The sequence below is a fragment of the Caenimonas soli genome (assembly GCF_013155545.1).
Taxonomy (GTDB): domain Bacteria; phylum Pseudomonadota; class Gammaproteobacteria; order Burkholderiales; family Burkholderiaceae_C; genus Ramlibacter; species Ramlibacter soli.
In genome coordinates this window covers 152,793-173,412 of the sequence record NZ_JABJVV010000012.1, presented here as the reverse complement: position 1 = coordinate 173,412, position 20,620 = coordinate 152,793, and the positions used below count along the sequence as shown (strand labels likewise).

General features: G+C 65.5%; 13 protein-coding genes and 1 pseudogene. 3 read left to right on the top strand and 11 right to left on the bottom strand.

Features of this window, described 5'->3' with window-relative positions:
* Both HNE04_RS19225 and HNE04_RS19220 read right to left on the bottom strand, forming a co-directional pair.
* Positions 1–177, bottom strand: a pseudogene (locus HNE04_RS19225) (IS5/IS1182 family transposase); the annotation flags it as partial.
* Positions 178–294: 117 nt separating this feature from the next.
* On the bottom strand, positions 295–918 hold the full coding sequence (locus tag HNE04_RS19220) for a 4'-phosphopantetheinyl transferase family protein (protein ID WP_172222719.1): 624 nt from the start codon (positions 916–918) through the stop codon (positions 295–297).
* A gap of 164 nt (positions 919–1,082) precedes the next feature.
* On the opposite strand from HNE04_RS19220, the gene HNE04_RS19215 reads away from it, so the two are divergent.
* Genes HNE04_RS19215 through HNE04_RS19205 form a run of 3 tightly spaced genes read left to right on the top strand, consistent with a single transcriptional unit; the run spans position 1,083 to position 6,019 of the window.
* The gene (locus tag HNE04_RS19215) at positions 1,083–2,879 is read left to right on the top strand and encodes an adenylate/guanylate cyclase domain-containing protein (RefSeq protein WP_235965170.1); all 1,797 of its coding nucleotides are present in this window, start codon (positions 1,083–1,085) and stop codon (positions 2,877–2,879) included.
* 33 nt (positions 2,880–2,912) lie between these two features.
* Positions 2,913–4,028, top strand: a complete 1,116-nt coding sequence (locus tag HNE04_RS19210; protein WP_172222714.1) for a phosphatase PAP2 family protein — start codon at positions 2,913–2,915, stop codon at positions 4,026–4,028.
* Positions 4,025–6,019: a S8 family serine peptidase gene (locus HNE04_RS19205; RefSeq protein WP_172222711.1), complete on the top strand. Its 1,995-nt coding sequence runs from the start codon at positions 4,025–4,027 to the stop codon at positions 6,017–6,019. Before HNE04_RS19210 ends, HNE04_RS19205 begins: the two co-directional genes overlap by 4 nt.
* Here HNE04_RS19205 and HNE04_RS19200 read toward each other — a convergent pair.
* The 9 genes from HNE04_RS19200 to HNE04_RS19160 form a co-directional block, all read right to left on the bottom strand.
* The gene (locus tag HNE04_RS19200; protein WP_172222708.1) at positions 5,985–6,644 is read right to left on the bottom strand and encodes a Crp/Fnr family transcriptional regulator; all 660 of its coding nucleotides are present in this window, start codon (positions 6,642–6,644) and stop codon (positions 5,985–5,987) included. The two genes, HNE04_RS19205 and HNE04_RS19200, sit on opposite strands and share 35 nt — an antisense overlap.
* A 64-nt stretch (positions 6,645–6,708) precedes the next feature.
* Positions 6,709–7,359, bottom strand: a complete 651-nt coding sequence (locus HNE04_RS19195) for a helix-turn-helix transcriptional regulator (RefSeq protein WP_172222705.1) — start codon at positions 7,357–7,359, stop codon at positions 6,709–6,711.
* A 92-nt stretch (positions 7,360–7,451) separates the two neighbouring features.
* A complete protein-coding gene (locus tag HNE04_RS19190; protein ID WP_172222703.1) occupies positions 7,452–9,164 on the bottom strand; it encodes a response regulator in 1,713 nt (570 codons plus the stop codon).
* A complete protein-coding gene (locus tag HNE04_RS19185; protein WP_172222745.1) occupies positions 9,164–16,171 on the bottom strand; it encodes a HAMP domain-containing protein in 7,008 nt (2,335 codons plus the stop codon). Before HNE04_RS19185 ends, HNE04_RS19190 begins: the two co-directional genes overlap by 1 nt.
* A gap of 250 nt (positions 16,172–16,421) precedes the next feature.
* Positions 16,422–18,311, bottom strand: a complete 1,890-nt coding sequence (locus tag HNE04_RS19180) for a PAS domain-containing hybrid sensor histidine kinase/response regulator (RefSeq protein WP_172222700.1) — start codon at positions 18,309–18,311, stop codon at positions 16,422–16,424.
* 111 nt (positions 18,312–18,422) lie between these two features.
* Positions 18,423–18,875, bottom strand: a complete 453-nt coding sequence (locus HNE04_RS19175) for a septal ring lytic transglycosylase RlpA family protein (protein WP_172222697.1) — start codon at positions 18,873–18,875, stop codon at positions 18,423–18,425.
* 104 nt (positions 18,876–18,979) lie between these two features.
* Positions 18,980–19,402, bottom strand: coding sequence for a hypothetical protein (locus HNE04_RS19170; protein ID WP_207717630.1), 423 nt, complete (start codon positions 19,400–19,402; stop codon positions 18,980–18,982).
* Positions 19,403–19,670: 268 nt separating this feature from the next.
* Positions 19,671–19,787 carry a DUF1326 domain-containing protein gene (locus HNE04_RS19165; protein ID WP_172222695.1) on the bottom strand — a complete coding sequence of 39 codons (117 nt, stop codon included), beginning with the start codon at positions 19,785–19,787 and terminating at the stop codon, positions 19,671–19,673.
* A 95-nt stretch (positions 19,788–19,882) separates the two neighbouring features.
* The gene (locus tag HNE04_RS19160) at positions 19,883–20,596 is read right to left on the bottom strand and encodes a sulfite exporter TauE/SafE family protein (RefSeq protein WP_172222692.1); all 714 of its coding nucleotides are present in this window, start codon (positions 20,594–20,596) and stop codon (positions 19,883–19,885) included.
* Positions 20,597–20,620: the final 24 nt, after the last annotated feature.

Below are 20,620 nucleotides of genomic sequence, written 5' to 3'. Positions count from 1 at the left end.
GAACGGCTGGTTGCGCGGTCCACCGGCGGCGTAACGCGCGTGAAAGGCGCTCAAGTCCAGGCTATCGATTGCGTCGCAGACGAAGTAGGCCAAGTGCCCTTCAGGCAGCCACTCCTTCAGTGACGGGGGCAGCAGGAAGTCCTGGTCGGGCTCGTAGGGGATGTAGCTGGCTGGCATTCAAGCTCAACGATTGATCCGTGGCTGGCGATGACCTCCGCACCATCGCCGCGTGCCCCCACCCCAGCCCTCCCCCGGAAGGGGAGGGAGAAATGCGAGCTTCTGCCGCGCAGACTCCTAGGCCTGCAGTTCGTACCAACGGCAATCGGCATCCGCGCTTGCCACCGCGGCCACGCACCCCGCCTCGATCGATTGGTTGTGGAGGTTGAAGCGGCCGCCCTCTTGCCCCGTCCAGGCGGCCTGTGCATCGTCCTGGCCGACGATGAGGTGCCTGGGATCCCTGAGAAAGCCCGTTCCCATCGCCTTGAGCGCCGCCTCCTTGCGCACCCAGTACCGCCTGAACGCAAGTTGGCGCTCCTTTGCGGCCAGCCGGTCCATCGCCTCCAGCTCCAGCGGATGCAAGACCAACGGGCACAACTCGCCGACGTCTTCGTCGGCGGTGAACCGGTCCTCGATGTCGCAACCGATTTCTCCCGAAAGCGTCAGGGCAATCAGCGAGTAGCGGCGCGAATGCGAGAGGTTGAAGCCGATGGCGTCCGGGCCCGGCAGAAAGGGCTTGCCGTCCGCCGTCTTGGCGAGTCCCAGCGATGCCACGGGGCGGTTCGTCAGCTGGGCCAGCAAGGAATCCAGCAGCGCCCGGGTCGCTTCGCGCGCCGCGAGCACCGGCTTGTGCACCACCAGGGCCAAGGACTGGCCGCGGGTCAGCCGCACGTCGGTTTGCCTGATCGAGTGAATAGCCATAGCCATAGATATACCCGCAGGGTACGCTGTAGTCTGGATGTCCCATCGATTTAGCGCACGCGCAACACTTCTGTGGGACGTTCCACGAAAGCGTGCCGCGAAATCGGCGCCTGATGATTTCCTCCTACAAAATGAGGAGGAAATTTCTGATAGTTACCTTTAGGATGACCTCTCCGACCGCTGACCCGCTGTTCACCATGCCGCGACACACCAAGGTGTTGATGGTCATGGATGTCGTCGAGTCGGTGCGCTTGATGGAGCAGGACGAAGATGATTTCATCCGCCGGTGGCAGGATTTGGTGACCCAGGCAGAGCATCGGCTCCTGCCGTTGGGCGGCGGCCGGCTGGTCAAAAGCCTGGGCGACGGCCTGATGCTGGAGTTCGCCGATCCCCTGGAGTGCCTCAAGACCGCCTTCGCGCTGCAGGACCTGGCCCGCCAGGACAACCAGAACCGGCCGGGCGAACAGCACATGTATTTGCGGGTGGGCGCCCACTTGGCCGAGTTCGTGGTGGACCGCCACGATATCTACGGGCCCGACGTCAACCTGACTGCCCGGGTCACCACCCTCGCGGGCCCCGGCGAAATCGTGGTCACGGCAGAACTGCGAGACCACCTCACCGCCGGCCTCGATGCCGACATCGAAGACCTGGGCGATTGCCACCTCAAGCACGTCAATGAGCCGGTCCATGTTTACCGCGTCGGCCCCGCCGGGCATGCGCCTGTGGCGAGCCTCGCCGGCGCCGCTGCCGAGGTGCTGCGACCCACGCTGATCGTGGTCCCGTTCACGGCTCGCACGGCCGAACCCGGCAACGAAGTGCTGGGCGAGATCCTCGCCGAGGAGATCATCGCCGGGCTGTCCCAGTGCGCCCAGATCAGCGTGCTGTCCCGCTTGTCCACCACAGCCCTGCGCCACCGCCAGAGCGAGTTACCGCAATTGCGCGGCTTGATCGACGCCGGATCGAGCGCGTCCTACGCCCTGACGGGTGCATACCGTGTGCTCGGCGATCACGTCAGCCTCATGGTCGAACTCGCCGACTTGCGAAGCGGCCATGTCGCCTGGGCCGCCAGCCTCAAGAGCACCGTACCGGCCATCCTCGCCGGCGAGGACGAGATCACCAGCCAGGTCGTCAGCCAGGCCAGCACCGCGGTTGCCCGAGTCGAAACCGAACGCACCACCTCCAAGCCCCTGCCCACCTTGCAGAGCGCCACCCTGCAGATGAGCTCCATCACTCTGATGCACAGGGCCAGCCGCAACGAGTTCCAGCGCGTGCACGACATGCTCGAACACCTGATCGAACGGCACCCGCGCATTGCCGCACCGCGTGCGTGGCTGGCGAAGTGGCACGTGCTGCAGGTGACGCGCGGATTGGCCCCCTCCGACGAGCGCACGACGCGGCGCGCGCTGGAGCTCACCCGGCGGGCGCTTGACGCGGATCCGAATTGCTCTCTCGCGATGGCGGTCGAAGGCTTCGTCAAGTGCCACCTGACCAAGGACCTCGACGGCGCCTCGGCCTGCTACGCACGGGCGCTTCAATGCAATCCGAATGATTCGCTGGCTTGGCTGTTCAGCGGCGTCTTGCACGCGTTCCGAGACGCCGGGGCTGCCGCGTTGGAAAGCAGCGAGCGCGCGTTGGCACTGAGCCCGCTGGATCCCATGCTCTATTTCTATCAGTCGCTGGCGGCCTCGGCGGCCCTGACCGCCGGCAGGAACGCAAGAGCCGTGGAGCTGGCGACGCACTCCCTGCGCGCCAATGCGAGCCATCCTTCGACGCTGCGGGTGCTCACCATAGCCCAGACGCTTCAAGGCGATCTCCAGGCTGCCGGGCAAAGCGCCGACCGCCTGCTGAAACTGGAGCCGGCATTCAGCGTCGGCGGTTTCCTGAAGCGATCGCCCGGCGCCCGGTCGGCGAGCGCACAAACGTTTGCGGATGCGCTTCGGCGCGCAGGGGTTCCCGAGTAGGGCAAAACACAACGAATCTTTTTGGAGGTATCTATGAGTCAGCTGGGCGGATGGGGTGGTTGGGGCGGCTGGGGAGGTTGGGGCGGCTGGGGCGGCTGGGGCGCCTCAGGTGGCTGGGGCGGGATAGAAAATCCGGCGGGCATCGCCAGCGGCGGCGCGGGATTTCAGCAGAACCCGTTCGCACTCATTTCAAGCAGGGATGCGACGCTTGTCCCGCTCGACGACAGCTGTTACCCGGTCGTGCTGCCGCCGGTCGATGACCCCGAGGCAATGCAGCGCTGGGAGCCCTGGGTTCGTGCCTACATCTGCCAGGCCGCATTGCTCGAACCGCTGTCGTTCGCCAAGGTGGGCGACAACGGCGCGGCGCTCTGGCATATCGAGACCAAGGTTGCGGCTTCGGCCAAGCCGGTCGCGCATCTGGTGCGGCCCTCCGTCGCCGCTTTCAAGGAGCAGACGAAGAAGGTGCTCTCGTGGGCCGACCTGCGCGAGGAACGCACGGCGGAGATCATTGCCCAGGTGGAGCCGCAGTTCGCCTTCTGGGCGTCCATCACCAACATGAGCCCGGCCCGGACACCCAGGACGCTGGAGCTGATCAATTGCGCGATGCTGCTGGCGATCAACGTCGAGATGCAGTTCAAGCACGCCCTCGCCTGCTGGCGGCCGGTGGAGTATTCCGCGCAGGTCCAGCCGATCATTCCCACACCCGGCCATGGCGCACTGCCCAGCGGACACGCAACGCAGGCCTACATCGTCGCCCACGTCATCCAGCGGCTGCTGCAGTTGCCGGCCAACCATCCGGTCACCGGGCAGCTGCAACGCCTGTCGGCACGCATCGCGACCAATCGTGTCGTCGCGGGTGTCCACTTCCCGGCCGACAGCCTGTCCGGCCGCCTGTTGGGTGAAACCCTGGGCGAGTACTTCGTGGCCCGATGCAGCGATGACAAGACCTGGATGCCGCGTTGCTTCGAGGGATCCGCCATGCCCTTCGATGCGGATCTGATGCCGTCCTCGCAGCCTTTGGACGGTCCGGATGCGCCCCCGTTCTACAAGTCCTTTGGTCCCGCCAGCGGCGCCGCCACCTCCGGTGTCCTCAAGTACATGTGGCACAAGGCGGCCAAGGAATGGGAAGACGTCAGGTTCAAGCCATGAGCTGGTTTCCCATCCGGCACGGCGACCACATCAACTGGGACCGGCCTGATCCACTGAGCGGTTCCGACCCTTACCTGGTGTGGGCCGATGGCTCGGCGTTTGCATCCTACGGGGGCCTGCCGGCGAACAACAAGATACCGACGCTGATCGAGCTCAAGCCTGGAAAGACGGTGGCTGATCTCATCGCTCAATCGGGCGGCGGGCTGACGACGGCCGACGTGCCGGCCTGCTATCGGCCGGCGGCCGGCGGGCCGCGCTTTGTGACTGGGTGGCCCACCGCCGCCTTCTTCGAGCGGCTCCAGACTGCACTGGCCGACATCGTGGCGCGCGCCGAAATCAGCCTCCCGGTCATCCCGGAACGCCCCAAGTTCCCGCCGCTTGCTTCGCCCGCTTGCACTACCGCCGTGCAGCGCGGCGCCGGGCGCAAGATCATCATCGGGGTCATCGACGACGGATGCGCATTTGCCCACTACCAGCTTCGCGACAGTGCGGGCAAGACGCGGGTATGCCGGATGTGGGATCAGGACGAGCATGGGGCGTTTGCGCTCCAGGGCAGCGTTCCCGCCGACTTCGGGCGGGGGCGCGAAGTCACCGGCGCGCAGCTGCAAACCCTGATCGACGCCTTCACGACAGGCAACGCGGTCGATGAAGACGGGTGCTATGCCGCGGCCTCCTATGACCGCCTGCGGTACGCGGCCGTTCACGGCGCCTGCGTGACCGATGTCGTGGCCGGGGCCATGCCGGTTGGTTCACGCGTCGGCACCGCGTTGGCTCCGCCGAGCTGGGCCCGGCCCGGCGACGCGGCTTCCAGCGACGAGGCCGGCATCGTATTTGTCCAGATGCCGCGTACCTGCCTGCAAGATCCCTCCGGCGGCTGGCTCGACGTGCAGGTGCTGGACGCCATGCGCTACATCCTGAGCTGCGCGGACGAGCACACTGAAAAAGTGGCGATCAACCTGAGTTTCGGTCCCCAGAGAGGGCCCAACAACGGCACAGCGATGCTGGAAAAGGCATTCGAAGAGTTGGTCGCCGAGCATCCCAAGCTGACGTTGACCTTTGCGGCCGGCAACAGCTTTTCGGCACGCGGCCATGCGGTGCTGCCGTTGGCCGCGAACGAATCCCAATGCCTGCATTGGCAGGTCATGCCGGGCGATGAAACCCCGAGCTTCGTCCAGCTGTGGATGCCTGCGGGCACCGGGGGCGTGCGGGTGCGCCTGACGCCACCTTTCTCCGCTGCCGGTCCCTGGATCGCTGCCGGAGACGCGCAGGTGTGGCCGCAAGCGTCAAGCCCCGCGTGCGCCGTCATCTATCCTGGCGACACGTCGCGCGGACGCAGCGGCACCATGGCGCTGATCGCCCTGCAGTCTTCGTCCACGTTCAATTCAGGCAGCGTCGTGGCTCCCCATGGCTTGTGGAAGGTGGAGGTGCGCAACGAGGGGCCGGCCTTGCCCGCCCCCGTCCATGCCTGGATCGACAGGGACGACTTCAACCTCGGCACCCTGCTTCGCGGGCGCCAGTCGGAGTTCGTGGATCCGCTCTACGACCCCCTGAAGTACTTGCGCTCGGCGTCCGACGACACGCCCGGCAGCGCGGCGCTGGTAAGGCGGCGCGGCACGCTGACAGGCATCGCGACGGGGACCGCGGCGCTGGTGGCCGCCGGCTATCGCGCGAGCGACGCGAAGCACGTGAGATATTCCTCGGCGGGTCCCACCCGGGGTCCTCGCGTGGGCCCCGACTGTGCTGCCGTGACCGATCAGGCTCGCAGCCTGCCCGGCCTGCTTTCGGCCGGCACCCGCGGCGCCAGCCTGGTGCGGCTGGTCGGCACCAGCGTGGCGGCGCCTGAGTTGGCCCGCTGGGTCGTCGATGGCAAACCGCTGCCCGGTCCAACGCCGGCCCCCGATCCACAGCTCATGGGCCGTGGCCTGCTGCCCCTTAAGCTGGAGACTGCGCCGGACGCTACCAGCGCGCCGGAAGCTTCTTCCTCAAGGTGATGCGCTTCACGCCGAGCTCGATATAGCCACCCTTTTCCAGGTCCTTGAGCAGGCGGCTCACCATTTCGCGCGAGGCGCCGACACGGCTGGCAATGCTCTGGTGCGTGATCTGCGTTAGAAGCACCGGTGCTTCCGGCTTGGCCGGGCCGGCCTCGTTCTCGAGTGTGGCGATCACCCGGCCGTAAACGTCGAGTAGCGCCATGCTGCGGGCGGCTTCCGTGGCCGAGCGCGCCCGGCGAATCACCTGGGCCACCAGATCGAGGGCGAACTCCGGCTCCTGCGCCAGGTGCTCGCGCACCGCGGTGCGGGTCACGACGGTACAGACGCAAGGTTCGAGGGTCATCACGCTGGCCGAGCGCGGCCCGCCGTCCAGGGACATCTCACCGAAATAGTCGCCCGCGCCGATGGTGCCGTAGGTGATCTCGCGCCCGCTCTGGTCAGTCGAGAAAACCTTGACGCTGCCTTGAAGCAGGACGAAGAGGGTTTCGCCGGCATCGCCTTCGTTGATGACGATGCTGCTCTTCTTGTAGGCGCGCACCGCGCCACGCAGCGCAAGCGCCTGCAGCGACGGACTCAGCGCGGCGATCAGCCTCTCATGGGCTGCGGAAACATTCGACACGGGCATAACGGCTCCCAACGCCATGCACTCTAGCATGACGCCTGCGGCCGTCCCAGGCCGCAGTTGCCGTTCAATGCATAGGCTCGCTCCAGAAGGGCGGAGCCACCGGCGGCAGTACCGCGAGGCGGTTGACCAGCTCGCGCACCCCGCTCGAACGAGTCTTGGCGCAAAGACTGCGCACGTGGCTGCGCACAGTGGATACCGCCACCTTCATCTCGACGGCAATCTGCGGTGCGGAAAAGCCTTCGCACAGGATGCCCAGGACATGTTCTTCGGTGGCGGTCAAGCCGTGGCTGCGAGCGAAGAAACCCAGCATCAAGGAGTCGCACACCGACGCCCGCGCGAACAGGAGCGCCGCCTTGGACGCGCGCCCGGCTGCCTGTGCCTTCAAGGGCAGCACGGCCAGCGCCAGGCTGGGTCCATCCAGGCCGGCCATCACGACCATGCTGCGTTTGCCTTCCGCCGCCTTGGCCAGCGCGTCTCTCAGATTCCTGGCGCTTTCCGGCGTGCAGCCGTGCAGCGAACCATTGCGCTTGGTGAGCACCCGGCGGCGGGCCAGCTCGTGCTGCGCCGCCTGGTTGGCGTGTACCACCCGCCCTTCGACGGTTGTCACGAGCACGCCATGCGCCAGCTCGTCCAGCAGCGACGCCAAGCCCAAACTGTCATCCCCCTCACCCGGCACGCTACTGCCGGCAACCCGTCCGTCCGGTACTGCATCCATTTTTTGTCCCAACTTATGTATGTTGGGGAGGATAGGGAGGGTGGCTGCGCACCGCCTGCGAAGTATTGCCCCCGCGCTTGTGCGAAATTAACCTAGGCGGCTTGGCCGTGCCCCACGGCCGCGATCAGATCGACCAGTATCGCCGGGTCCACCGGCTTGACCAGATGCTGGTCGAACCCGGCCTCCTGCGACTTGCGACGGTCGTCGGCCTGGCCCCAGCCCGTGACGGCGACAAGCCTCATGGCCTCGCCTCCAGGTTGGGTGCGAATTTGGCGGCAGGCCTCATAACCGTTGAGCTTGGGCATGCCGATGTCGAGCAAGACCACCTGCGGATTGAAGTCTAGGGCGGCGCGCACAGCCGCCTCGCCGTCGGCCACTTGCCGAACGCTATGGCCCAATGCCTGCAGCAACATCGACAAGGTGTCGGCCGCATCTTTGTTGTCGTCGGCTACCAGGACGCGCAATTCGGTGCCGGTCGCAATCGCGGGCACAGCGGGGGGATGATGCGCGGCCGCATCGGTCGCAGGCTCATCGACGAGCGCCGGCGCCAGCGGCAGTCGCACCAGAAACTCGCTGCCCTTGCCCAATCCTCCGCTGCGTGCCTTCACGCTGCCCCCATGCATCTCGACCAGCCGCTGGGTCAACGACAGCCCTATTCCCAACCCGCCGCGTGAGCGCTCCAAGGCGGTTTCGACCTGGGAGAACATCTCGAAAACGCTGTCGAGCCGTTCAGGCGCGATGCCGATGCCGCTGTCGGTCACGGCCACCAGCACCTCGTCGTCTTCGCGCCGGACGCTGACTTCGATACGCCCGCCGCGGTCCATGTATTTCGCCGCGTTATTGAGCAGGTTCATGAAAGCTTGCGCCAGCCTGGTCGGGTCGGCGTCGACGGGCAGCTTCAGCGGTGGCAGGGACACTGCGAGCTGATGGCCGAATTCGTCGATCAGCGGGCGGCTCGTATCCACGGCGTCCTGCAGAACGGTCGCCAAATCCACCCGCTCGCGGCGCAACTCGATCCTGCCCTGGTTGATCCGGCTCACGTCCATGAGGTCGTCGATGAGCCGGCTCATGGCCTGCACCTGCCGCTCGATGATGTCAGAGGCCCATTGCGCCTCGGGCGTCTTCGCCGCGCCCTGGAGCCGCAGCACTTGCACTGCGTTGCGCACCGGCGCCAGCGGATTGCGCAGTTCGTGCGCCAAAGTGGCCAGGAACTCGTCTTTGCGGCGGTTGGCCTCGCGCAACTGCGCGTCGCTGGCCTGCAGCTCATTGGTCCGCTCGGTCACCCGGCGGTCCAGCGTTTCGTTCAACTCGCTCAGGCGTGTCTCGGCCAATCGGCGCTCGTTCACTTCGGCGAGCAGGGACCGATTCGCCACCCCCAGCGCGCGGCTCGTGCGGTGCAGCTCGGCGAAAACCGCGACCTTGGAGCGGAGCACTGCCGCGTTCACCGGCTTGTGCAGGTAGTCGACCGCGCCGCTGCCGTAGCCCTCGAGGACGTGCTGGTCCTCGTTGTAATAAGCAGTCAGAAAGATGATGGGCACGCGGGCCGTTTTCCTTCGATCCTTGACCATCTGCGCCAGCTCGAAGCCGGTCATGCCCGGCATGCGCACGTCGAGCACCAGCACCGCGAACTCGTTGGCCATCAATGCGAGCAGCGCCTGTTCCCCCGAGCCCGCGCGCACCAAGCGGTAGCTGGGATCGTCCAGCACGGTTTCCAGCACCGTGAGGTTCTTGGGCTCGTCGTCGACGATCAGGATGTTGACCTGATCGTCGGGGGCCGGCGTGTCTTTTTTTGGGTTATGGGGCATCAGCGGAACAGCCACACTCTCATCAGCGAAAGCAATTGATCGGTATTCACGGGTTTGGCGATGTAGTCGCTGGCGCCGGCGTCGAGGCACTTCTCGCGGTCGCCCTTCATGGCCTTCGCGGTCAGTGCCAGGATGGGCAGGCTGCGGAACCGCGGCTCCTTGCGGATCTCGCGCATGGTTTCGTAGCCATCCATCTCGGGCATCATGATATCCATTAGTACCATGGCCAGTTCCGGCGTGTTGTGGATGGTTTCAATGGCTTGCCGGCCGTTGGTCGCGCTGATGACGTCCACTTCATGATTCTCGAGCACCGAAGTGAGCGCGAAAATGTTGCGCGCATCGTCGTCCACAACCAACACCTTGCGCCCGCGTAACACTTCCGTTGAATTGTGCAGCCGCTCGAGCATCGCCTGCTTGTGCAGTGGCAGCTGAGTCACGACCCGGTGCAGGAAAAGCGCCGTTTCGTCGAGCAGCCGCTCGGGCGATTGCACGTCCTTCAGCACGATGCTCTTGGCCATGGAGTTCAGCCGGGCTTGCTCCTCACGGCTCAGGTCCTTGCCCGTGAAGACCACCACCGGCACCGTTACCAAGTCGGGTTCTGATTGAACCCTTTCCAGTAACTCGAACCCGGTCATGTCGGGCAGGCGCAGGTCGAGCACGACGCAATCGAACGGCTGGTCGCGCATCGCGGCCAGGGCCTCATCGCCGGTGCTTGCGGCCACCATCTCGATATCCTCGTGCCCGAGCAGCTCCAGCACGGCGTCGCGTTCAATGTCGTTGTCTTCCACCACCAGCAGCCGCTTGGTGCGAGGCGCGGCGAACTTCTTGATACGGTCGAACGCCACCTCCAGGCCCGCCGTGGTCGGCTCCTTGACGAGATAGGCGAAGGCGCCATGCGCCAGGCCGTGTTGGCGCTCTTCGTCCATCGTCACGATCTGAACCGGGATGTGGCGCGTAGCTGGATCGAGCTTCAGCTGGTTGAGCACCGTCCAGCCCAGCATGTCGGGCAGGAAGATATCGAGCGATATCGCCGTGGGCTGGTACTGGCGAGCCAGCGCGAGCCCGTGCGTACCCTTGGTGGCGGCGATGCCCTTGAAGCCCTTGTCGCGCGCCAGGCCCAGCAAGATGCGTGCGTAGTGCGGATCGTCTTCTATCACCAGCAACACGGCGTCGCCCGGCACGATGCTGTCGCGATCGTCCAGGATGTGTTCCTCCCGCGGCATGGGCAAGGCGATGACGGAGCGGGAGTCCGCGTTGCTGTCGGCGCTGCGCGATACGGTAGAGCCCTCGGGGCCGGAGTAGTGAAGCGGCAGGTACAGAGTGAAGATGCTGCCCTGGCCGTGCACGCTGGTCAGGCGAATCTCGCCGCCGAGCAATACCGCCAGTTCGCGGCTGATCGCGAGGCCCAGGCCGGTACCGCCGTACTTGCGCGAAGTGCCGGCATCGGCCTGCTGGAACGCTTCGAAGATCAGCCGCTGCTTCTCGGGCGCGACGCCGATGCCGGTGTCTTCGACCGCGAAAGCAACAACGTGCTGGGCCTGCCGCAGCACCGGGTGGTCCTGGCTCCAGCCTTTTTCCGCCAGGCCGACGCGCACTTCCACCTGGCCGTGGGAGGTGAACTTGACGGCGTTGGAGAGCAGGTTCTTCAGGATCTGCTGCAGCCGCTTCGGGTCGCTGTCCATCGCACGCGGCAGGTCGTCCGCGAAGCGGATATGGAAAGGCAGGCTCTTGGCCTCGGCGACGTGGCGAAAGTTGCGGTCGATGTTGTCGCGCAAGGCGGCGAAGCTGATCTCTTCGACCTCCACCGTCACGGTGCCGGACTCGATCTTCGAGAGATCGAGAATGTCGTTGATCAGGTGCAGCAGGTCGGTGCCCGAGGAATTGATGTTCCGCGAGAACTCCACTTGCTTGCCCGACAGGTTGCCCGGCGCATTTTCGGCGAGCTGCTGGCTCAGGATCAGGATGGAGTTGAGCGGCGTGCGCAACTCGTGCGACATATTGGCCAGGAACTCGGACTTGTACTTCGAGGTGAGCGCCAGTTCGGAGGCTTTCTCTTCCAGCGCGCCGCGGGCCTGTTCCACCTCGCGGTTCTTGCGCTCCACTTCGGCATTCTGCTCGGCCAGCAGCCGCGCCTTGGTGCCCAGCTCCTCGTTGGTCTGCTGCAGCTCGCTTTGGCGCGACTGCAGTTCCGCCGTCAGCTGCTGCGACTGCTTGAGCAGGCCCTCGGTGCGCATCGTCGCTTCGATGGTGTTGAACACGGCGCCGATGCCCAGCGCCAGCTGGTCGAGGAAGTTCAGGTTGACCACGGTGAAGGGGTGCAGCGAAGCCAGCTCGATGACGGCCTTGGTCTCGTTCTCGAACAGCACCGGCAGGACGACCACGCTCAGCTGCCGGGCCTCACCCAGGCTGGAGACGACGGTGACGAAATCGGTGGGCACGTTGGTGAGCAGGATGCGCTTCTTCTCGACGGCGCACTGCCCCACCAGGCCTTCGCCCAGGCCGATGGTCTGGGCCAGGCGGACGTTGCCGCTCTGCGCATAACTCGATAGCAGGGCCAGCTCGCCGGTTTCGTACTCGGTGCTGCAGTGATAGACGCTTCCCTGGTGCGCGTTGACCAGCGGCGCCAGCTCGGACAGCAGCATCTTGCCCACCGTGCTCAGCTCACGCTGGCCCTGCAGCATGCCGGTGAAGCGCGCCAGGTTGGTCTTGAGCCAATCCTGCTCGCGGTTGCTCTCGGTGGTCTCGCGCAGGTTCGAGATCATGGTGTTGATGTTGTCCTTGAGCTCGGACACTTCGCCCTTGGCGTCCACCTGGATGGAACGCGTCAAGTCGCCCTTGGTCACCGCGGTGGCGACTTCGGCGATGGCCCGCACCTGCGTGGTCAGGTTGGCGGCCAGCAGGTTCACGTTACCCGTCAAGTCTTTCCACGTGCCCGCGGCGCCCGGCACGTTGGCCTGCCCGCCGAGCCGGCCGTCTACGCCCACTTCGCGCGCCACGTTGGTCACCTGGTCGGCGAAAGTCGCGAGCGTATCGGTCATGCCGTTGATGGTGTCGGCCAGCGCCGCCACCTCGCCCTTGGCCTGCACCGTGAGGCGCTGGCTCAGGTTGCCGTCGGCCACGGCGGTCACCACCTTCACGATGCCGCGCACCTGCTCGGTGAGGTTGGAGGCCATGAAGTTCACGTTATCGGTCAAGTCCTTCCAGGTGCCGCCCACTCCGCTCACCTGGGCCTGGCCGCCCAGCTTGCCTTCGGTGCCCACTTCCCGCGCCACGCGCGTCACTTCGCCGGCGAACGAGTTCAGTTGGTCCACCATGGTGTTGATGGTGTTCTTCAGCTCCAGGATTTCGCCCTTCACGTCCACCGTGATCTTGCGGTTCAAGTCGCCGCGTGCCACGGCCGTGGTCACCTCGGCGATGTTGCGCACCTGCGAAGTGAGGTTGGCGCCCATGGTGTTGACCGAGTCGGTCAAGTCCTTCCAGGTGCCGGCCACGCCAGGCACCACGGCCTGCACGCCCAGCCGCCCTTCGGTCCCCACTTCCCGCGCCACCCGCGTCACCTCGGAAGCGAACGAGCGCAGCTGCTCCACCATCGTGTTGATGGTTTCCTTGAGCTGGAGAATCTCCCCGCGCACGTCCACCGTGATCTTCTTGGACAGGTCGCCGTTGGCCACGGCGATGGTCACCTCGGCAATGTTCCGTACCTGGCCCGTGAGGTTGGACGCCATGGAGTTGACGTTGTCCGTCAAGTCCTTCCAGGTGCCGGCCACGCCGGGCACCGCGGCCTGGCCGCCCAGCTTGCCTTCGGTGCCCACCTCGCGCGCAACCCGCGTCACTTCGGAGGCGAAAGCCGACAGCTGGTCCACCATGGTGTTGATGGTTTCCTTGAGCTGCAGGATCTCGCCCTTCACGTCCACCGTGATCTTGCGGCCCAGGTCGCCGCGCGCGATAGCCGTGGCGACGTCGGCGATGTTGCGCACCTGGCCCGTCAGGTTGTTGGCCATGGAGTTGACGTTGTCGGTCAAGTCCTTCCAGGTGCCGGCCACGCCGGGCACCTGCGCCTGGCCGCCCAGCTTGCCGTCGGTGCCCACTTCCCGCGCCACCCGGCTCACCTCGGCTGCGAACGAGCGCAGCTGGTCCACCATGGTGTTGATGGTTTCCTTCAACTCCAGGATTTCGCCGCGCACGTCCACCGTGATCTTCTTGGACAGGTCGCCGTTGGCCACGGCGATCGTCACCTCGGCGATGTTTCGCACCTGACCCGTCAGGTTGGACGCCATGGAGTTGACGTTGTCGGTCAAGTCCTTCCAGGTGCCCGCGACGCCTTCCACCGCGGCCTGGCCGCCCAGCTTGCCGTCGGTGCCCACTTCGCGCGCCACCCGGCTCACTTCACCGGCGAAGGCGTTGAGCTGATCCACCATGGTGTTCATGGTTTGCTTCAGCTGAAGGATCTCGCCCTTCACTTCCACCGTGATCTTGCGCGAGAGGTCACCGCGGGCAATGGCCGTGGCCACGTCGGCGATGTTGCGAACCTGACCCGTCAGGTTGGAGGCCATGAAGTTCACGTTGTCGGTCAGGTCCTTCCAGGTGCCGGCCACGCCGGGCACCGCGGCCTGGCCACCGAGCTTGCCCTCGGTGCCCACTTCGCGCGCCACCCGCGTCACTTCGGAGGCGAAGCCGTTGAGCTGGTCGACCATCGTGTTGATGGTGTTCTTCAACTCCAGGATTTCGCCCTTCACTTCCACCGTGATCTTGCGCGAGAGGTCGCCGCGGGCCACGGCCGTGGTCACGTCGGCGATGTTGCGCACCTGGCCGGTCAGGTTATTGGCCATGGAGTTGACGTTGTCGGTCAGGTCCTTCCAGGTGCCGGCCACGCCGCGCACCTGGGCCTGTCCGCCCAGCTTGCCGTCGGTGCCCACCTCGCGCGCCACCCGCGTCACTTCGGAGGCGAAGCCGTTCAACTGGTCCACCATGGTGTTGAGCGTGTTCTTCAGCTCCAGAATTTCGCCCTTCACGTCTACCGTGATCTTCTTGGACAGGTCGCCGTTGGCCACGGCGGTCGCCACGTCGGCGATGTTGCGCACCTGGGCCGTGAGGTTGGACGCCATCGAGTTGACGTTGTCGGTCAAGTCCTTCCAGGTGCCGGCCACGCCCAGCACCTGGGCCTGGCCGCCGAGCGCGCCCTCGGTGCCGACCTCTCGCGCCACCCGGCTCACCTCGCCGGCGAAGCCGTTGAGCTGGTCCACCATGGTGTTGATGGTGTTCTTCAGCTCCAGGATTTCCCCGCGCACGTCGGCGGTGATCTTCTTGGAAAGGTCGCCCCGCGCCACGGCGGTGGTCACTTCCGCGATGTTGCGCACCTGGCCCGTGAGGTTGGAAGCCATGAAGTTGACGCTGTCGGTCAAGTCCTTCCAGGTGCCCGCCACGCCGGGCACTTGCGCCTGGCCGCCGAGCTTGCCTTCTGTGCCCACTTCCCGCGCCACCCGCGTCACTTCCGAAGCGAAGCCATTGAGCTGGTCCACCATCGTGTTGATGGTGTTCTTCAACTCCAGGATTTCGCCCTTCACGTCCACCGTGATGGTCTTGGACAAGTCGCCGTTGGCCACGGCCGTGGTCACCTCGGCGATGTTGCGCACCTGACCGGTGAGGTTGGACGCCATGAAGTTGACGTTGTCGGTCAGGTCCTTCCAGGTGCCGGCGACGCCGGGCACCTGGGCCTGGCCGCCCAGCTTTCCTTCGGTGCCCACTTCCCGCGCCACCCGCGTCACCTCGGAAGCGAAACCGTTCAACTGGTCCACCATGGTGTTGATGGTTTCTTTCAGCGCCAGGATCTCGCCCTTCACTTCCACCGTGATCTTGGAAGACAGGTCGCCCTTGGCGATGGCGGTCGCCACGCCGGCGATGTTTCGCACCTGGCCCGTGAGGTTAGAGGCCATCGAGTTCACCGAGTCGGTCAAGTCCTTCCAGGTGCCGGCGATGCCGGGCACCTGGGCCTGGCCGCCGAGTTTTCCTTCAGTGCCGACTTCGCGCGCCACCCGGGTCACTTCCGACGAGAAGCCATTGAGCTGATCGACCATCGTGTTGATGGTTTCCTTCAGCTCCAGGATCTCGCCCTTCACGTCCACCGTGATCTTGCGGGAGAGGTCGCCACGCGCCACGGCCGTGGTCACGGTTGCGATGTTGCGCACCTGCGAGGTGAGGTTGTTCGCCATCGAGTTGACCGAGTCGGTCAAGTCCTTCCAGGTACCGGCCACGCCCGGCACCACGGCCTGGCCGCCGAGGCGGCCATCGGTGCCGACCTCTCGCGCCACCCGGGTCACTTCCGATGCGAAAGAACGCAACTGGTCCACCATGGTGTTGGTGGCTTCTTTCAGCTGCAGGATTTCACCGCGCACGTCCACGGTGATTTTCTTGGACAGATCGCCGTTGGCCACCGCGATGGTCACCTCGGCAATGTTGCGAACCTGCGCCGTCAGGTTGCCTGCCATCTGGTTGACCGAGTCGGTCAGGTCTTTCCAGACGCCCGAGACGCCCTTGACCTGGGCCTGGCCACCCAGCTTGCCTTCGGTACCCACTTCACGGGCGACCCGCGTCACCTCGGAGGTGAACACCGACAACTGCTCGATCATGGTGTTGACCAGCTTCGCCGAGCGCAGGAACTCGCCCTTCAACGCGCGGCCATCCACCTGCAGATCCATCGACTGGCCGAGGTCGCCCTTGGCCACGGCGCCAATGGTGCGGGCGATGTCGGTCGTGGGTCGCACCAGGTCATCCATCAACGTGTTGAGCGAGTCGACCTGGGCGGCCCAGCCGCCGATGGCGCCGGGCGCGGACATGCGCTGCGACAGCCGGCCTTCCTTGCCCACCGTCGTACTCAGGCGGGCGACCTCGCCGGTCACCCGTTCGGCGTTGCTGATGGCGTGGTTGAAGGCCTCGGCGATGCGGCCGTCGGTGCCGGACCAGCCCGCCGGCAGGCGCACCCTGAAATCGCCCGCCGAAAACGCCATCATGGCCGCCAGGATCTGGCGCGACTGGGCCTCAGCGGCACCAGGCGACGTTGGCGGATCAGGGATGGAAGCAGTGGATTTCTGGGTCTTCTTTCTGAGCTTCGGCTGAACGGCCTGGTCCATGCGGACTCCCTGAGACTATTTTTCGGAACTTCAGCGCGAGGGTTGTCGCGCCTACCGTAGTGTCTCTGCTGTTTTTCGCGCTCGACGTAGGACGGGGCTGACAAACCACCGGCCAAACGCAGTGAATGCCCTAAGACAGGCCGCTTGACTGATTCAGCAGCGCCACCAACGCATCTAGTTCCACCGGCTTGGTCAGGTGGCCGTCGAAGCCCGCCGCCAAGGTTCGCTTCTTGTCGTCCTGGGTGCCGAAGCCCGTCACCGCAATCGCGAAGACATTGGCCCACCCTGGTTGCGCACGCAGCGCGCGCAGCGTTTCGAAGCCATCCATGCCGGGCATGGCGATATCCATGAACACCACGTTCGCGCGAAACCGCTTGGCGAGTTCCAGCGCTTCCCGGCCCGTGTACGCACATTCCGCCTGGTTGCCCAAGAGGCGCAGGATGGCGGTGGTCGTGTCGGCGGCGTCGCGGTTGTCGTCCACCACCATGACGCGGCGAACCGTCTTGTCGGCCTCGGTCGCCGCGGCCGCCTCGGAGCCCACCGCGGTGTCGGCAACCGGCATGCGGAACGTGAAAGTGCTGCCCTGCCCCGGACCGGGGCTGCGCGCTTCAAGCATGCCGCCGTGCATTTCGGCCAGCGAGCGGGCCAGCGTGAGCCCTATGCCCAAGCCGCTCTCGTGCGGCGTCTCATGGACACCCTGCTTGAAAAGTTCGAAGATGGTCTCCAGGTCGTCCGGTGCAATCCCCCGTCCGTTGTCGGACACCGAGGTCATGACGAGGCCGTCCGCGGCTTCGACCTTCAAGGCGATACGCCCGCCCTCGGGTGTGTATTTGGCGGCGTTGATCAGCAGGTTCTGCAGGATCTGGGACAGGCGGGTGGCATCCCCATCGACGTAGATCGGCTGCTCGGGCAGATCCACCGTCAAGCTGTGGCGTCGGGATTCGACCAGCGGGCCGACGGTCTCCACGCTGCGGGACACCACCTCGCCCACGCGAACGAGCTCCTTGTGCAACTTGACCTTGCCCGTCGTCAGCCGGCCGATGTCCAGCAGGTCGTCCACAAGGCGCGTCACATGCGTGAGCTGGCGGTCGATGATGTCGCGGCAATTGCGCAGCGCCGGGCTGGGCAGCGATTCGAGCTGCATCACCGTGACCGCGTTGCGCATAGGGGCCAGGGGATTGCGCAGTTCGTGCGCGAGCATCGCGAGGAACTCGTTCATCATCTGGCTCGAGCGCTCCAGTTCCGCGAAGCGGCGGCGCTCGGTCATGTCGCGAGTCACCTTCGCGAAGCCGATCAGCTCGCCGGTGCGGCCGCGTATCGCGGTGATGACGACGTCGGCCCAGAAGACGGAGCCGTCCTTGCGCACGCGCCAGCCTTCGTCCTCCATCCGGCCGTCGGCGATGGCGGTCCTCAGGCCCCGCGCCGGCTTGCCCGACTCCCGGTCCTCCGGCGTATAGAAGGCGCTGAAATGGCGCCCGATGATCTCGTCGGCGGTGTAGCCCTTGGTGGCCTGCGCGCCCGCATTCCAGCTGCGCACGATTCCGTCCGGGTCGAGCATGAAGATCGCATAGTCACGCACGCTCTCGACGAGCAGGCGAAAGCGTTCTTCGCTCGCCCGCAACTGCTCCTCGTGCGCGCGCCGTTCGGTCAGGTCGCGCGTGACCTTGGCATAACCCGTCAGGACTCCGTCGTCGCCGTAGATCGGCGTGATCGTCACGTTGGCCCAGAAGCGGCTGCCGTCCTTGCGGATGCGCCAGCCTTCGTCCTCCACGCGCCCATCGCGCACTGCCCGGCGCAATTCTTCCTCGGGCCATCCGCTGGCCACGGCCTCGGGGCTGTAGAAGGTGGAGAAGTGCCGGCCGATGATTTCGCTGGCTTTGTAGCCCTTCAGCTTCTCGGCGCCCGTGTTCCAGGACATGATGAAGCCCTGGGGGTCCAGGATGAAGATGCCGTAGTCGATCACGGCCTCGATCAGCAGCTGCAGCTTGCCCTCGAGGGTGTCGTCACGGCGGGAACTCATCAGTGAATTCAAGGTCAGGTCTTCTGTTGAGTTGAACGATGATTATGGAGCGATCCCGCCTGTCCGTGGGGCCCTGCGCGCGGAGGCAGTTTCGGTCCCTTGCCGAAGCGACTATTTCGCGCCGGCGCCCCGCTTGACGCTTCCGCCTGGCAGGGGCACGGCGATGGGCGCCACTTCCACCCGTGCGATGCCCTCTTCCCGCTTCAGGCCGATCTGCTCTGCCGAGGCCGGCGAAAGATCGACGATGCGCCCGGACACATAGGGACCGCGGTCCTGGATCGTGACCACGGTGCTATCGCCGGTTTCGAGATTGGTCACCTTCGCGGTCGTCCCCAGCGGCAAGGTCTTGCTGGCCGCGTTGTCATCACGCGGGTCCATGCGCGTTCCGTCCGCCATCTTCCGGCCCGTGAATTTGCGGGCGTAGAAGGAGGCCTTTCCGACCTGCTTCTTCCCGGAGCGGTCGAGTTTGGCTTGCCCGCTCTCAGCCTTTTGCTCCGCGGCCGTGCCGGACGCGGCCAAGCCCAGGCCGACGAGCGCGATCGCGAAAAAGAGGGACTGGGTCATGGGGCGTTCCGTGACTGGACACGGAACAGCCTCTCATGAAAGCCGCGCGTCCAAGGTGGGCGCCCGGCGCGGCCTGCTGTAAGAATCCCCGGCTCAGCGCGGAGCTACTGCACCGCAAAGCAATAGAGCAGTCCATCGCCACCCGTCGGGCGAATGCGCTCCATGCTGCAGCCCAGCGTCGGGTGAGAGGAATTCCAGGAGGTAGCCCACGGTGAGGCGATGGGTCCGCCTCGGTCGAAATGGCCGGTCATCGCGGAGCCGTCGGCCCCGCCCTTGGTCCAGTTGCCGCAGGTCATGTCCGCGAACGGGGCGCCAGGGAAGGCGGTTCCGTCAGGTCGCGAGCCGGTCAGGATGTCGTGCTTGCTCGGCGTCTCGGTTCGGCTGTTCACGGCCTGTCCCTTTTCGTCCAGCGCAGTCTGCTTGGTCAGGTTGTTGCTGGCCGAGTGCAGGTCGTCGACGCTGCGTGCGACCACTTCGCGCTTGGCATTGCGCCAGGGGCCGGCGCCGATCCGGTCGCGTGCGTTCACAAAGCCCGGGTTGTTCAGGCTCGGTGCCTGTGTGCTCAGGTAAGCGCGCCAGGTGTGGCTCCCTGCGCCGGCGGCCTGCGCGAGCGATTGACAGTGCCGGTCCGCGCCCTAGATGGGGTGCGTCGCGTAGAGATCTTGCATCTCGAACTCGATGGCCGCGAATTTGGTGTCGAGCGTCGCCCTCCTCGATGCGACCCGGAAATTTGTAGTACACCGCGAACCGCGCGCCGTCGAGCGCAATCTCCCCGAACTGGCCGCTCGTGATGGCTTACGCGCCCCATCCCATGCATCGGCCTTCAGTCGGGCGTGCGTTGAAATTGCAGGGGCAGCCCCAGTCGCAATTGCAGGCGGTGAAATAGTCGGCTTCGAAGAACCACGTGTTCATGATTTTCTCCAGCTCTTCGGGCGAATGGGCCCACTCAAGATGCTAGGTGGAACTGCGGTGATTTCAAGCGCTACTGCGCCGGCTGCCCTGCCCCCTCAGGCCATTCCCCGGACAATCACTCCTGCACCACCAGCCATCAGGAAGACAAGGAGCAGTCGCTTCACAGCGATCGGTGAAAAGCGTTCGCGCAGTTTCGATCCAGCCCAGACCCCGCCGACGCAGAACGGGAGCACGGAAGCGGCACTTTGCCAGAGTCCTTCTTGCTGCAGCAGCCCGGTCATGCCGAAGGCACCCAGCCTGACGACGGCACTCACGAATATCACAGCCGAGATCGTGGCCCTGAACACATTCACGTCAGGCAACCGCCGCGCAAGATAGAGGGTGTAGATGGGACCGCCGGTTCCGAAGAGTGCGCTGAAGACGCCGCCGATGACGCCCGCCGGCAGCGCCCAGATGCCCGCCAGGCCTGACTCTTTGGACGGTTGGGTTGCCAGGCTGCGAAGCGCCATCACGATGACGAATATCCCAAGACCCACCAGGAGCCACTTGGAATCGAGCCGGGCAAGTGCCGTCGCGCCGATAGCAATTCCCACAAACATGAATGGGCCGAGGCGCATCAGTTCGCGCCTTGAGACGATCGCCCGGTTCTTCAAGCCGACAATCGTGGTCGACACCACGTCGAGCAGGAGAACCAGCGGCACCGCGAAATGAAGAGGGACGAACTGCACGAGCACAGGCACCGCCACCATCGCAGCGCCGAAGCCCGTCAAGCCGAATACCGTATAGGCCGCGCATACTGCCGCAGCCATCGGTAGATAGTCGGCAGGAGACAA

What these genes read in the sequence shown, in the direction of transcription:
- HNE04_RS19220 (WP_172222719.1), bottom strand. Translation starts at nt 918, where the DNA reads ATGGCTATTCACTCGATCAGGCAAACCGACGTGCGGCTGACCCGCGGC.
- HNE04_RS19215 (WP_235965170.1), top strand. Translation starts at nt 1,083, where the DNA reads ATGACCTCTCCGACCGCTGACCCGCTGTTCACCATGCCGCGACACACC.
- HNE04_RS19210 (WP_172222714.1), top strand. Translation starts at nt 2,913, where the DNA reads ATGAGTCAGCTGGGCGGATGGGGTGGTTGGGGCGGCTGGGGAGGTTGG.
- HNE04_RS19205 (WP_172222711.1), top strand. Translation starts at nt 4,025, where the DNA reads ATGAGCTGGTTTCCCATCCGGCACGGCGACCACATCAACTGGGACCGG.
- HNE04_RS19200 (WP_172222708.1), bottom strand. Translation starts at nt 6,644, where the DNA reads ATGCCCGTGTCGAATGTTTCCGCAGCCCATGAGAGGCTGATCGCCGCG.
- HNE04_RS19195 (WP_172222705.1), bottom strand. Translation starts at nt 7,359, where the DNA reads ATGGATGCAGTACCGGACGGACGGGTTGCCGGCAGTAGCGTGCCGGGT.
- HNE04_RS19190 (WP_172222703.1), bottom strand. Translation starts at nt 9,164, where the DNA reads ATGCCCCATAACCCAAAAAAAGACACGCCGGCCCCCGACGATCAGGTC.
- HNE04_RS19185 (WP_172222745.1), bottom strand. Translation starts at nt 16,171, where the DNA reads ATGATGGCGTTTTCGGCGGGCGATTTCAGGGTGCGCCTGCCGGCGGGC.
- HNE04_RS19180 (WP_172222700.1), bottom strand. Translation starts at nt 18,311, where the DNA reads ATGAGTTCCCGCCGTGACGACACCCTCGAGGGCAAGCTGCAGCTGCTG.
- HNE04_RS19175 (WP_172222697.1), bottom strand. Translation starts at nt 18,875, where the DNA reads ATGACCCAGTCCCTCTTTTTCGCGATCGCGCTCGTCGGCCTGGGCTTG.
- HNE04_RS19165 (WP_172222695.1), bottom strand. Translation starts at nt 19,787, where the DNA reads ATGAACACGTGGTTCTTCGAAGCCGACTATTTCACCGCCTGCAATTGC.
- HNE04_RS19160 (WP_172222692.1), bottom strand. Translation starts at nt 20,596, where the DNA reads ATGGCTGCGGCAGTATGCGCGGCCTATACGGTATTCGGCTTGACGGGC.